A 12,075-nucleotide genomic window follows, 5' to 3' on the forward strand; every position below is an offset into this window, starting at 1 on the left:
CTTTGGGACGATACGTACTTCAAAAAATAGGCTATGCGTTACTCACGCTTTTTGGGGTTGTTACGGTTATTTTTATGTTATTCGCAATGTTGCCAGATGATCCAGCAAAAATGATGCTTGGTCAAAATCAAAACGCGGAGCAAATAGCAATGGTGAAAAAAAAGTATGGTCTTGATAAATCCATAGGGACTCAATATTTATTGTACCTTAATGATTTGTCACCTATTTCATTTCACAGTAATACTAAGAGTGATTACACTTTTTTAGCACCAAACAAATACAGTGCAACTACGCTTTTTAACTTCGGAAATGTGACTACCGTTTTAAAGTTTCCATATTTGAGAGAGTCGTTTCAAAAAAGTGGAAAAAAAGTAAGCTCCGTTATTGCCGAAACATTGCCTAACACATTTATACTTGCTATCTCATCTATTACAATTGCAATGATACTTGGTGTGTTGCTAGGGATTATTTCGGTGCTTTTTAAGGATGGGTGGATTGACAAAATGATACAATTAGTAAGCACTTTTGGGATGAGCGTGCCTTCTTTTTTTAGCGCCATATTATTCGCATGGTTTTTCGGGTATTTATTACACAAATACACCGGACTTAATATGACAGGGAGCTTATATGAAGTTGATGACTTTGGCGAAGGAAAATACATTCAATTAAAAAATTTAATTTTGCCCGCTATAGTTTTAGGAATACGACCACTTGCAGTAGTAAGTCAATTAATGCGTAACTCATTACTTGAAGTTTTAAACCAAGATTACATACGCACGGCAAAAGCAAAAGGATTATCAATGCCTAAAATTATTAGAAAACACGCATTAAAAAATGCATTAAACCCAGTTGTAACAGCTATATCTGGTTGGTTTGCATCAATGCTCGCAGGAGCAGTATTTGTTGAGTTTATCTTTGGTTGGAATGGTATGGGGAAGGAGATTGTAGATGCGTTAAATAAAAGTGACCTGCCAATTATAATGGGAATGGTACTTGTCATCGCTACATTGTTTATAATTATCAATATTTTTGTAGATATTATTTATGGGTTGTTAGACCCTAAGATTAGTAGGTAGCTTTAATAAAAAAGACCACTTTGCTAAAAGAGTAAAGAAGTAAGAATTAAAAGTAAATATTTAAGATTTAAGAAATATAATTAAAAGATACCCGCCTACGCGGGCAATGAATATGAGAAACAAAATAGTAGCAGGAAACTGGAAAATGAATTGCGATATTTCGCAAACGTATGAATTGCTTGATGAGTTAAAAGATAGTGAACTACCTGAAGATGTTACTGTTATTGTGACACCACCTTTTACAAGTTTACAGAGCGCAAACCAAGCCCTTGTAGATAGTGATATTATTGTAGCTGCACAAAATATGCATCAAGCCGCAAACGGTGCTTTTACTGGTGAGGTGTCTGCAGCCATGTTAAATGGTGTAGGGATTGATACCGTAATTTTAGGCCACAGTGAACGTCGTGCTATGTTTTGGGAAACTAATGAAATCCTTGCTGCAAAGGTAAATACTGCCTTAGAAAATGAAATGACGGCAATTTTTTGTTTTGGAGAAGAGCTAGGAGATAGAAAAAGTGACAACCATTTTAACATAGTTAAAGAGCAATTACAAGAAGGGTTATTTCATATAAAGGCTGAAAACTGGGAGTCAATAGTGTTAGCTTATGAGCCTGTTTGGGCAATAGGTACAGGTGAAACTGCAAGTCCAGAGCAAGCACAAGAAATGCATAAGTATGTAAGAGGACTCGTTGCTGATATCTTCGGAAATGAGGTGGCTAAAAGTGTTTCTATTCTTTATGGCGGTAGTGTTAACCCTGCTAATGCTAAAGAAATCTTTGGGCAAGAGGATGTCGATGGAGGATTAATTGGGGGAGCAGCACTTAAAGCTGAAGATTTTATTGCGATTGTAAATTCATTTTAAATAAGTACCACCCTTAATATTTCCGAAGTTATGTCACAAATATATATTGAATACGACTTTACTGTAAGCCCAACACAACCTTATATCGAGATTTTGATAGCAGAATTAGGAGGTGCCGGTTTTGAAAGTTTTGTAGAGCACGAAACAGGGGTGAAGGCTTATATTCAAAAAGATGAGTGGAGAAAGAATGTGTTAGAGGATATTTTTATTTTGACAAGCGATGAGGTGAAAATTACGTTTGATAAAAATGAAATAGGGCAAGTAAATTGGAATGAGGAATGGGAGAAAAATTTTGATCCTATTGTTATTGATGATACGTGTGCCGTGCGAGCGCCGTTTCATGAGGCATATAATTGTGAGTATGAGATTGTGATAGAGCCTAAAATGAGTTTTGGGACGGGGCATCATGAAACTACGTTTATGATGATGCAGCATATTTTAGAAAACGAGTGGAAAGGGAAAACAGTTTTAGATATGGGCTGTGGAACGGCAGTATTGGCTATTCTTGCTGAAAAAAAAGGAGCAAAAAACCTTGATGCTATTGATATTGACCAGTGGTGTGTTGAGAACAGTGAGGAGAATGTGAATAGGAATAATTGTAAAAATATACATGTTTCGTTAGGTGATGCTAGTGCGATTCCAGTAAATAAATATCACACGGTTATTGCAAATATTAATCGGAATATTTTATTAATCGATATGGAGATTTATAAAAATAGTATGCTCCCAAATGCTGAATTATATCTCAGTGGATTTTACTCTGAAGACCTGCCTATAATTAAAGAATGTTGCAATAAGCTTGGGCTAACTTTCGTTAGCAATAAGAAACGCAATAACTGGATTGCCGCAAAATTTGTATCTTAGTTACTTAATATAATTGCTTGCTATTATGAGCACAAAAGAAAAATACCAAGAAGAGGTTGATGTATTAGAAGATGTATTGAAAGAAAATCAAATTGTTCTTTTCAATGATGATGTTAATACATTTGATCACGTAATAAATACACTAATGTATGCTTGTGACCACACGCCAGAGCAAGCAGAACAATGTTCTATCTTAGTCCATTATAAAGGAAAATGCACCGTAAAGACAGGTCCTTACGATGAATTGGAGTCACGGTGTAGTATGTTGTTAGATGCGGGTTTAAGTGCCGAAATTCAATAAATTATTATCCTATAAAATATGAAGTGGCTATAACGGCAAGTATTAAAATTACGAGTGTTACAATAATAAATGTTGCACCAAACTTGGTTTTTTTATTGTCCTGTAAAATATAATCCCTGTTGTTTTTATCGTCTGCGTCTTTAACTAGGTCTGGGGTTGTATTGTCTTTTTTTGTCATGATTTTGGTTTTTAATAAAAGTACATATCCATATATTACTAATATATTAAGTTTCTCATAAATTAGACTAATAAAATCATAATTTTATACCACCTAATTTTATCTACTAAAAATAAATTTTAGCGATTTTTTTCTGAAATATTATAGTATATAGACCGAAATTATTTATATTTGCACCCCGAAACAAAAACAGTATTTGTTTTGAATTAGGCCTCGTGGCGCAACTGAATAGCGCACTTGATTACGGCTCAAGAGGTTACAAGTTTGAATCTTGTCGAGGTCACAAAATTGTTAAAAAGTCTGCATATTTTTGCAGACTTTTTTTGTTTTCTAAAATGCTACTATTAAAAAGAGATAGTTGTTTTGAGTCTTTTATTATAGAGGTGTATTAAACCTTAATTTTTTTAAGGGAAAAATTGAAAATTAAGTATCTATTTCTTTGTTCTTTTCCACCAAATGTAAGATACAAAGCCAACTAAACTAATTATTGAACCCCATAATAAACCTGTTTTAAGCTGGTCTGTACTTTTTCCTATAAATGCGATGAATATTGTTAAGGGTAAAATTCCCACTAGCGTTGCGGTTATAAATTTTAAATAACTCATTTTTAGCATACCGCCTATAAAACTTATCGCATCATTTGACAGAAAGGGGTTGAGACGAGTAACTATAACAGCAAAAAAACCATACTCTTCAATAAAACTCTCAATGTTTTTTTCTGTTTTTCTTCCTAATAATTTCATTATAAATGTCTCTCCTAGATAACGGCCTATTACGTATCCTACAGTTGATGCAGCAAATACAGCGACTAGAATAATCAAACTTCCCCATATGGGACCATAAGCTAAGATTGACACTACAATTAATGCTACAGAGGGAATAACTAATAAGAACATCTGGACTATCATTGCAAGTATAATTACAAGAGGTCCTAGCCAGCCAAATCCTGCCACCCACTCTTTAATACGTTCTTCATTATCACTTGTAAGAACACTCCAGGCTGTGTCTAAAAATTGCTTAAAGCTTGGTATAAGTAAATAACATAAAATTATCCCACCTATTAATATTATGCTTAAGTAAAGAGGTAAATTACTTTTTGATGTTTGATCATCTTTATCCATTAATTAAAGTTTACTTGTAATATGGTTGCTGGACCATCTCCAGATTCGTTAGAGATGTAGAGCACTCCATCTGGGCTAAAAGTGATCCCTTCTGGTTGTGCAAAATGTTTTTTGTTAAGTTCGTAAACCTTTTCAATTGTGCCTTTTTTATCAAGTATTACTAGTTTAGGATTTTTTCCTTCTAAAACATAATATTTGCCATTTTTAGGATGTATGGCAACATCTGAGGGGCTAAATGTTTTATAAACTTTCTTTTTTTGATAGTTTTTAAATGCCTCATCAGTCATATTTATTTTTATACTTGGACTAGCATTCATAGCTTTAGAATTTATAGGAATTTCATACAAACCTTTAAAGCTGTCAGATTTATCTCTGTCTTTTGGCGCGATGATAAGACTATTTGTTTTAGAATTTAATGCTAAAGATTCTACATTGTTCTTTGAAGAAAAATCTGTTTTAAAAGATTTGACTGTTTTGTTTTTGCTTCTGAAATTTGAAACTTCATAAATAGTACCATCGCTTCTTAATACATATGCATCATTATCTTTAATTGTGATTCCTTCATAATCTCCTGAGCCTTCAAACTCTATTTCTTCAATAATTTTGTTGGAATCCAAATTATAAATAAAAATGATGCCATCTTCATCCTGCACACTAGCTATATTTCCATCAGGCAACCATGCAATACCGCTTATTTCATTTAAATCTTTGGGGAGATTCCAGGTTTTTTGGATTGAATATTGTTTTGAGATGTTATTTTGGTTTCTGTCGTTTTGTGCAGAAAATGCAAAAAATCCTGCAATGATTAAAAATACCATCATACCGTAAGATATTATTTTAAGTGTTTTCATTTTCTGTTTATATAAGATAGAGGTTGCTATTAATTTATGAGTTAAAGATGCGACCTAAATCTGTAAACAATTTGGAAAACTATGGAGATCAGTGTTTTTTAAGATATTTTAACTAGCTAAGGAAATTCAACTTTAAAGATATGTGTAGTGTCAAAATGGTATTTTAGTTTTAAGTCATATTTGTCAGTAATAGCTTTAGCAATGGCAAGTCCTAATCCTGTTGATTTTTTGTTAGTACTATATTTTTTAAACCTTGTAAATAAAGTGTTTTCATCTAACATTTCCGAAGTACTTATATTGCTTATTTTCCAGCTTTTTGACTCAATATGTATTTGTATTATTTCATTTTTTTGACCGTGAATTAATGCATTCTTAACAAGATTAGTAAGTAGTATTACTGCAAGGTCTTCATTTATTTGATAATTTAAAATACCATTATTTGTAATATTTACTTTCATCATTTTATGATGAGCCATGTCTTCAAAATCTACTACTATATTTTTTGTAATCTCTGTAAAGTTTACTTGATTTTCATTTTCAAATTGATGATTTTCAATTTTTGAAAGCAATAAGAGTGACTTATTGAGTCTTGTTAATTTATTTAAATTGTCTAAGACTGTTGTAATGTCGTCTGCTTGATTTTTTTTAAGTGCATTATTTTCAAGAAACAATTCTAGCTTATTGATACTAATTGCTAGAGGTGTTTGTAATTCATGCGATGCATTTTCAATAAATTGCTTTTGAGTTATATAACTGTTTGTAGATTTTTTTATGAGTTTATCAACGGTAGTATTTAGCAGGTTAAATTCATCTATGTTTGATTTTGGAATATTGATAGCTGTGTTTTTTTCAATTCTAAAATCTTTTAGCTGTTTAATAAGCGTATAAAAAGGTTGCCAAATTTTAAGTAGTAATAAATTGTTTAAGACAAGCACACTTGCAATGAGCAATAAATAGAGACCAAATAAATAGAGTATAAGATCTTTAGCAAGATCATCCTCTTCAACCATAGAGGTTATAATTTTTAATCTGTAATGTTTTTTGTTAATAGCAATTGCACTTTCGTGGAGACGTACTGGCTCGTAATCTTTTTCATTGAGCATATACATTAAAGTATCGCGATAATTTTCCTTAAATTCCTCAAAGGTTTTTTTCGAAATTAAAGTAAAATCATACACATGCTTTTTAAATTCTGGGTCATTCTGCTCTAAGATTGTTGGGTCTTCTGCAGCTCTTTGTACCATTAAAAGTTTTTGATTTTCTAACCCATCATCCAGGCTGTCATAAATCTCATCTAGCATTGCATAATAAAACAAAACAGCCCAGATTGTTATGAGTATCAAAAGCAAAAACGCCAGGAATTTTGATGTATAGTTTAATAATTTCATTATTCAACTTCTAGTTTATAACCTACTCCGTATACTGCCTCTACGGTAATGGTTGCTTTATCCATTTTTTTTCGAAGGTTTTTTATTTGTGAATAGATAAAGTCAAAACTGTCTGTTTGATCTATATGGTCTCCCCAAACATGTTCGGCTAAAGCGGTTTTTGTAACCAGTCTAGTTTTATTTGCAATAAGGTACATGAGTATACTATATTCTTTTCGATTAAGAATGATTTTTTCATCTGCAATTTTGATAATTCTACTTTCTGTATCTATTAAAACATTGCCTATTTCAACAAGTGTATTACCATCAAAGTTGCGACGGCGTAACACAGCTTTAATCCTAGCATTTAGTTCTGCCATATGAAATGGTTTTGGTAAATAATCATCAGCTCCTAGATCTAACCCTTTTAAACGATCGTCTAATGAGTCTTTGGCAGAGACAATAATAACCCCATCATCCTTTCCTTGTTTTTTCAAATACTTAAGTAGTTCTAACCCATCACCATCTGGAAGTCCTATGTCTAGAAGAATACAGTCATAATCATACACGCCTATTTTTTCAGTAGCAGACTTAAAATTTGAGGCAGCTTCAACAATGTATAGTTCTTGTTCTAGACTCTGGCGCATATTATTAAGCATTTCTTGCTCATCTTCAACGATCAATATTTTCATTTTCTTCGGAAATTTTAAACAATAATATAATGGAATTCTAAAATGAAATGGGAATTTAATATAATTAGTGGTACTACAAACCCTAGATAAACCGAAAATGTTTTTTATTATTTATTTAATATTCTGGTGTAAAACTGCATTCCTAAATTTTTACAGATTCCTATTGTTTATTTGAACCAAAGTAAAAAAACAAAATAATATGAAAAATTTAAAATTTGCTGTCATTGCATTATTTGCAACAGCAGCACTAAGCGCACAAGATTTAATGATGGAGCAAGTTCCAGATAATTTAATCACAAGTTTTAATAAAGCATATCCAACTGCTACAAATGTTGAATGGGAGCTTGAAGAAATGAATTACAAAGTTGAGTTTGATTTTAATTCAATTGAAAATGAAATATGGTATTCTAAAGAAGGAATCATTGTTAAAATAGAAAAAGAACTTACTAAAAATCAACTTCCATCAGCAATAAGTGATGTGGTACAATCTAAATACCCAAAATACAATATTGATGAAATTGAATTGACTGAAGAGAATGGTAATAACACCTATGAGTTAGAACTTGAAAAATGGTTTGCAAAAGATGTAAAAATTGTGATTACAGAAGACGGAAATATTTTAAGAACAAAATAAAAAATGAAGTCATATAATTAAAAGAGTTAGGGTTTTTCTAGCTCTTTTTAAATTTAAACAATGAGGTATTTAATATCCATATTAATTTTTATTTTGAGTAGTACTATAAGCTGGACTCAAGAAAATTTTATCATGTATGTTGAGCCTCAAATTGAAGTTGAGCATTCGGTAAACAATTTATATAGTATAAATTTTAGTGTAGAAAATAGAAATTTACTTTATAAAAATAATGAACAACAGTTTGTTGTAAAGCAAATAGACATAGGTCATGTTTCACAATTTGAATTAAGCGTAAATCAACTTATAGGAGTTGGGATAAAGTATCGTTTTAAGAAAGTTTTTAATATCAATGAAGAAAATGAATTACGTTTATTACAAGTATATAAATGGAAGAATACTTGGCATAATCATAATATAAAAAACAGATTACGTACAGAACAACGTTTTTATAAATCTACCTTTAAAAACAGATTACGATATGAGTTAGGTACAGCGTTTTTAATAAATCAATTAAGTAATAGCTATATAAAATTAGAAACAGAAGCGTTGTTTGAAATAGCTAAAACTCAAAAGCCTGAATATGAACAGCGCCTTACGACACTATATGGTTTTAAATTAAAAAAGGATAAAGTAGTAGAAGTTGGAACACAATATAGACTTGCGGATTACACGCAAAATTTAAATCATGAGTTATTTTTGGTCTTAAAATTAGAGATTGATTTATAAAAAATAAAAATTTATAAAGTATGACTTAGCTCCCGCATCTTTCTACTTATGCTATGTAACCACCTTAGTTGTTCCCAGATCAAATGCGCCTCATGATAATTTTTCTCTTGATCTTGAGTTTCTTGAATCAAGGCTTTAACGTCAGAAAATTTAAAATTCATTAACCGTTGCTCGCTTGCTGATGGTGCCGCTAGTTTTAGCGTGCTTGCTTCTATGTTTTGAGATGATTTCTCTAATCTTTGTTTAACATATTTTAAATTATCTTCAATAATAGTTACAGCTTCTTTAAAGTTATTAGATGCTGGAGTAGTTTTATGGTGTTGTAAATACGTGCTTAAAGTTGCTAGTGAAGAAAGCAGTGTGTGGTTTAAAACAACTAGCTCATAAATAGTATCTAAATTTTTCTGTTTAGATTTAGGTTCTTGCGCCATTCTTTGAAAAGCAGCATTTAAATTTGAAGTTTGCAAAAATGCAGTTTTACGAGCTACTTTGAAATTAGTTGAAACACTAGTTTTATCAATATAAACTGATGCTATTTCTACGAAAAATTTTTGATTTGCCAATACACTAGATGCTATGTCTCCACGAATTTCTAAAAACCCCCAAGCTGGCCATAACCATTTAATAGCCATAAATGACAACAATGCACCAATAATTGTATCTAATATTCTATACTGTATTACTACAAAAATATCTGGACGTAAAATAGCGTAAATAAAAACCACACTCAATGTCACAAACGCAGCCGAAACTTTATAGTTTTTTTGTAAAACCATAAAAGCAATAACTAGAGTTATTATACTTAATACTCCTAAAATATAATTATCCTTTACAAAGAACACAATTCCAGCTGCAATGAATGCGCCTATTACCGTACCTATAATTCTATCTTTAGAGCGATCTTTTGTTAGACCGTAACTAGGGCGCATAATAACAACAATCGTAAGTAAAATCCAATATGGATTTTGAAACTGTAATAGCGTTCCTACTAGAAATCCTGTCATCATAACAACAGATAAGCGTAAGGAGTGTTTAAAAATAGTTGATTTAAATGTAAAGTTTTGAACTCCCATTTTCAAATCATATTCTTGTGGCACTAAAAATTGCTTTAGTTTTTTCGTTGCGAGAAATTCTGAAGATTTTAAAGTTGGATTAGATAATAACCATTTAATACGTTTTAATTTTTCAAATTGTTTTTCTTGGTATTCTAATAAATTTTGAAGAATAACAAAATGCTCATAATTTACCTTTTCGTCTATTGTATTAATTTTAGCTTTAGTGGATTTTAATAGTTTTTCTAATTTATTAAAACAAGAAATATCCTTTTTATTGAAAGAGATTGCAAAGACATTAAGTTGCTCAGAAATCTCAAAAATGATAGATTGAAAATTTTCTTTTAAACCTCTATTTTTTTCAAACAAAGTGTCCATAGTATCATAATCTACGGGATTTGCTATAGCTGTTTCTAATATTTCTACAAGCTGAATAAATATGAGCAATTGCTTGTTTTGATATTTAGAATTTCCAGAAGTTTTTCTAGATACAATCAAAATATCACGTAGTGTTTCATGATGTTCAATTAGTTCAGTTTGAAGTTTATGAAGTGTGTTTTGTAATTCTTTTCTGTTACTTTTTTCACCAACAAGTTGAGCGCGTGTTTTTAAAAATTGAGCAGTTAGTTCAAATGTTTCTATGAGAGACTCCTCAGTTTGCGCTTTTGGGTTTAAGTAATAAGCAATTGTTACAAGTAACAAATACCACAACCCTCCAAGACCAATTAATAAAGAATACTCGTATGGTTCAAGTCCAGTAGGGGTATGAGCAAAACTTAAAACTAAAGCTAACAAGCCAGAAAAACTTATAAGTGAAGCTCTAAAACCATAAATTGAAATATAAGCAATTGAAAACGTAAGTAACCCTAAAATAGGGAGTAGTAAAATTAGTTGTATGTTGAGATAGCCGCCTATAAAACTTACAATAGTTACTAAAGCTGCAGAAAATAGAATTCCTAACTTTTTGTTTCTAAAGCTTCCATGCGTATTGCTAGGTGAACTCCAAAAAGCTCCAAAACATAAAGCAAGACCAATGTCTAAATGTTCAAGTGCAATTCCTAAAACAATAGGTACTGTTATAGCAATACCCACAAGAATAGCTTTTGAAAAATTAAAGCTCTTTAAGAACTTCAAAAATGTTTCAAATGTTTTTAGTGAATCAATATTGAGAAATTTTTAATTATATAATTACAAATATACTTTTGATAAAATAAGATGTTCTTAAAGATTTACAAAAAGGTAAACTTTGTATCATATATTAATTACCTTGTATAAAAAATAAATAAATTTTTTTAGTTCTTTTCAGGCAGAACTAAAAAAACTTTCTATCTTTGCATTAGTTATGGAGAATAAATTAACAAATAAGCAAAAAGAACTTATTGAAAGTTTTGGTGTAATTCAAGAAGGAATGGGACTTTCACCTGCTTCTGCGCGAGTAGATGCTTTGTTAACAATAGCAGATACTACAGAGTTGACTTTTGATGACATTCGAGAGTCTCTTGAATTAAGCAAGAGTGCAACTAGTAATGCAATTAATAATTTATTAATGCTTAGGCGTATTGGATACAAAACAAAACCTGGTGATCGTAAACGTTATTTTCATACTAAACTAGGTCAATGGAAAAATACCTTTTTAGATAGCATAAATGGCCTTACAGCATATAATGAGGTAGTTAAGGAAATTTTAACGCATAGAACAAAGAAAACAAAAGAATTTAATGATCAATTAAAGGACTTTACAGAGTTTCTTGCTTATTATCAAGAAGAGAGTATCAAGCTTATTACTAATTGGAAAAAATAGAAAAAATTTTTTTATCAATCTGGTTCTTTTTATTCTGAACCATACAATTTTGGAAAAACAAAAAGAAATGAATATAATTGTTAAATCGATACTAGCGCTCACTATTACATTAATGTCATTTGTAGCAGCAGCGCAAGAATCAATCACTTTTAATACGATTGAGGAAAATATTGACTAAATCTGAGTGTCTTTATATAATATGTTGATCTCATTATTTTTTGGATGTTTTTTTTAATTGCAGCCATTATTGGAACATCATTAGCATTGATTGATCGTTTTGCTCTCAATTATGAAATATTGACTTTCAAAAAAGGCTTACTAGAAATGATATTTAGTTTGTTTATAGCGTTTCCTTTTTTATCACTTACCGTAAGAAGATTACATGATACAAATCGTAGTGGCTGGTGGTTATTACTCCATTTAATCCCAATCTTAGGAAGTATTATTTTGTTGATTTTGTTAATGCAAAAATCAAAAAAAAGGATCAATCGATACGGAATGATAACTAAATTTCAGAAGAAGACAATAGATAACTAATGTTTATTAATAA

At 30.8% G+C, this 12,075-nt stretch carries 15 protein-coding genes and 1 tRNA gene; 10 read left to right on the forward strand and 6 right to left on the reverse strand.

Going from position 1 to position 12,075, the window contains the following annotated elements; genetic code table 11:
• Window positions 1-2: 2 nt before the first annotated feature.
• The 4 genes from GB234_RS06035 to GB234_RS06050 all read left to right on the forward strand — a co-directional run bounded on the left by GB234_RS06035 (window position 3) and on the right by GB234_RS06050 (window position 3,103).
• Entirely contained in the window at window positions 3-1,076 is a 1,074-nt protein-coding gene (locus tag GB234_RS06035; RefSeq protein WP_151893604.1) for an ABC transporter permease, read from the forward strand.
• Window positions 1,077-1,188: 112 nt separating this feature from the next.
• Window positions 1,189-1,938, forward strand: a complete 750-nt coding sequence (gene tpiA, locus GB234_RS06040) for a triose-phosphate isomerase (protein WP_151893605.1) — start codon at window positions 1,189-1,191, stop codon at window positions 1,936-1,938.
• A gap of 30 nt (window positions 1,939-1,968) precedes the next feature.
• Window positions 1,969-2,802: a 50S ribosomal protein L11 methyltransferase gene (gene prmA, locus GB234_RS06045; protein ID WP_151893606.1), complete on the forward strand. Its 834-nt coding sequence runs from the start codon at window positions 1,969-1,971 to the stop codon at window positions 2,800-2,802.
• Window positions 2,803-2,827: 25 nt separating this feature from the next.
• Entirely contained in the window at window positions 2,828-3,103 is a 276-nt protein-coding gene (locus tag GB234_RS06050; protein ID WP_151893607.1) for an ATP-dependent Clp protease adaptor ClpS, read from the forward strand.
• A 4-nt stretch (window positions 3,104-3,107) separates the two neighbouring features.
• Here GB234_RS06050 and GB234_RS15055 read toward each other — a convergent pair whose 3' ends face one another.
• Window positions 3,108-3,281 carry a hypothetical protein gene (locus GB234_RS15055; protein WP_172966847.1) on the reverse strand — a complete coding sequence of 58 codons (174 nt, stop codon included), beginning with the start codon at window positions 3,279-3,281 and terminating at the stop codon, window positions 3,108-3,110.
• 209 nt (window positions 3,282-3,490) lie between these two features.
• Here GB234_RS15055 and GB234_RS06055 point away from each other — a divergent pair.
• Window positions 3,491-3,564: transfer RNA gene (locus GB234_RS06055), tRNA-Arg, on the forward strand.
• 148 nt (window positions 3,565-3,712) lie between these two features.
• Here GB234_RS06055 and GB234_RS06060 read toward each other — a convergent pair.
• The 4 genes from GB234_RS06060 to GB234_RS06075 all read right to left on the reverse strand — a co-directional run bounded on the left by GB234_RS06060 (window position 3,713) and on the right by GB234_RS06075 (window position 7,312).
• Entirely contained in the window at window positions 3,713-4,402 is a 690-nt protein-coding gene (locus tag GB234_RS06060) for a TVP38/TMEM64 family protein (RefSeq protein ID WP_151893608.1), read from the reverse strand.
• Entirely contained in the window at window positions 4,402-5,253 is an 852-nt protein-coding gene (locus tag GB234_RS06065; protein WP_151893609.1) for an SdiA-regulated domain-containing protein, read from the reverse strand. The genes GB234_RS06060 and GB234_RS06065 overlap by 1 nt, the downstream gene beginning before the upstream one ends.
• Window positions 5,254-5,369: 116 nt before the next feature.
• The gene (locus tag GB234_RS06070; RefSeq protein ID WP_151893610.1) at window positions 5,370-6,641 is read right to left on the reverse strand and encodes a sensor histidine kinase; all 1,272 of its coding nucleotides are present in this window, start codon (window positions 6,639-6,641) and stop codon (window positions 5,370-5,372) included.
• Window positions 6,641-7,312 (reverse strand): response regulator transcription factor, encoded by a 672-nt coding sequence (locus tag GB234_RS06075; RefSeq protein WP_151893611.1) that lies wholly within the window; start codon window positions 7,310-7,312, stop codon window positions 6,641-6,643. Before GB234_RS06075 ends, GB234_RS06070 begins: the two co-directional genes overlap by 1 nt.
• Before the next feature lie 199 nt (window positions 7,313-7,511).
• On the opposite strand from GB234_RS06075, the gene GB234_RS06080 reads away from it, so the two are divergent.
• Window positions 7,512-7,946 (forward strand): PepSY-like domain-containing protein, encoded by a 435-nt coding sequence (locus GB234_RS06080; RefSeq protein ID WP_151893612.1) that lies wholly within the window; start codon window positions 7,512-7,514, stop codon window positions 7,944-7,946.
• Between the two features lie 60 nt (window positions 7,947-8,006).
• Entirely contained in the window at window positions 8,007-8,672 is a 666-nt protein-coding gene (locus tag GB234_RS06085; RefSeq protein ID WP_151893613.1) for a DUF2490 domain-containing protein, read from the forward strand.
• Window positions 8,673-8,683: 11 nt separating this feature from the next.
• Here the strand turns inward: GB234_RS06085 and GB234_RS06090 are convergent, their stop codons facing one another.
• A complete protein-coding gene (locus GB234_RS06090; RefSeq protein ID WP_235906066.1) occupies window positions 8,684-10,858 on the reverse strand; it encodes an FUSC family protein in 2,175 nt (724 codons plus the stop codon).
• A gap of 208 nt (window positions 10,859-11,066) precedes the next feature.
• On the opposite strand from GB234_RS06090, the gene GB234_RS06095 reads away from it, so the two are divergent.
• Genes GB234_RS06095 through GB234_RS06100 form a run of 3 tightly spaced genes read left to right on the forward strand, consistent with a single transcriptional unit; the run spans window position 11,067 to window position 12,062 of the window.
• Window positions 11,067-11,525: a GbsR/MarR family transcriptional regulator gene (locus GB234_RS06095; RefSeq protein WP_151893615.1), complete on the forward strand. Its 459-nt coding sequence runs from the start codon at window positions 11,067-11,069 to the stop codon at window positions 11,523-11,525.
• A 49-nt stretch (window positions 11,526-11,574) separates the two neighbouring features.
• The gene (locus GB234_RS15250) at window positions 11,575-11,703 is read left to right on the forward strand and encodes a hypothetical protein (protein WP_262714100.1); all 129 of its coding nucleotides are present in this window, start codon (window positions 11,575-11,577) and stop codon (window positions 11,701-11,703) included.
• Window positions 11,704-11,747: 44 nt separating this feature from the next.
• The gene (locus GB234_RS06100; protein WP_151893616.1) at window positions 11,748-12,062 is read left to right on the forward strand and encodes a DUF805 domain-containing protein; all 315 of its coding nucleotides are present in this window, start codon (window positions 11,748-11,750) and stop codon (window positions 12,060-12,062) included.
• The last annotated feature ends 13 nt before the right edge of the window (window positions 12,063-12,075 follow it).

This window comes from Patiriisocius marinistellae (assembly GCF_009014635.1).
Taxonomy (GTDB): Bacteria; Bacteroidota; Bacteroidia; order Flavobacteriales; family Flavobacteriaceae; genus Patiriisocius; species Patiriisocius marinistellae.

What these genes read in the sequence shown, in the direction of transcription:
- tpiA (WP_151893605.1), top strand. Translation starts at nt 1,189, where the DNA reads ATGAGAAACAAAATAGTAGCAGGAAACTGGAAAATGAATTGCGATATT.
- prmA (WP_151893606.1), top strand. Translation starts at nt 1,969, where the DNA reads ATGTCACAAATATATATTGAATACGACTTTACTGTAAGCCCAACACAA.
- GB234_RS06050 (WP_151893607.1), top strand. Translation starts at nt 2,828, where the DNA reads ATGAGCACAAAAGAAAAATACCAAGAAGAGGTTGATGTATTAGAAGAT.
- GB234_RS15055 (WP_172966847.1), bottom strand. Translation starts at nt 3,281, where the DNA reads ATGACAAAAAAAGACAATACAACCCCAGACCTAGTTAAAGACGCAGAC.
- GB234_RS06060 (WP_151893608.1), bottom strand. Translation starts at nt 4,402, where the DNA reads ATGGATAAAGATGATCAAACATCAAAAAGTAATTTACCTCTTTACTTA.
- GB234_RS06065 (WP_151893609.1), bottom strand. Translation starts at nt 5,253, where the DNA reads ATGAAAACACTTAAAATAATATCTTACGGTATGATGGTATTTTTAATC.
- GB234_RS06070 (WP_151893610.1), bottom strand. Translation starts at nt 6,641, where the DNA reads ATGAAATTATTAAACTATACATCAAAATTCCTGGCGTTTTTGCTTTTG.
- GB234_RS06075 (WP_151893611.1), bottom strand. Translation starts at nt 7,312, where the DNA reads ATGAAAATATTGATCGTTGAAGATGAGCAAGAAATGCTTAATAATATG.
- GB234_RS06080 (WP_151893612.1), top strand. Translation starts at nt 7,512, where the DNA reads ATGAAAAATTTAAAATTTGCTGTCATTGCATTATTTGCAACAGCAGCA.
- GB234_RS06085 (WP_151893613.1), top strand. Translation starts at nt 8,007, where the DNA reads ATGAGGTATTTAATATCCATATTAATTTTTATTTTGAGTAGTACTATA.
- GB234_RS06095 (WP_151893615.1), top strand. Translation starts at nt 11,067, where the DNA reads ATGGAGAATAAATTAACAAATAAGCAAAAAGAACTTATTGAAAGTTTT.
- GB234_RS06100 (WP_151893616.1), top strand. Translation starts at nt 11,748, where the DNA reads ATGTTTTTTTTAATTGCAGCCATTATTGGAACATCATTAGCATTGATT.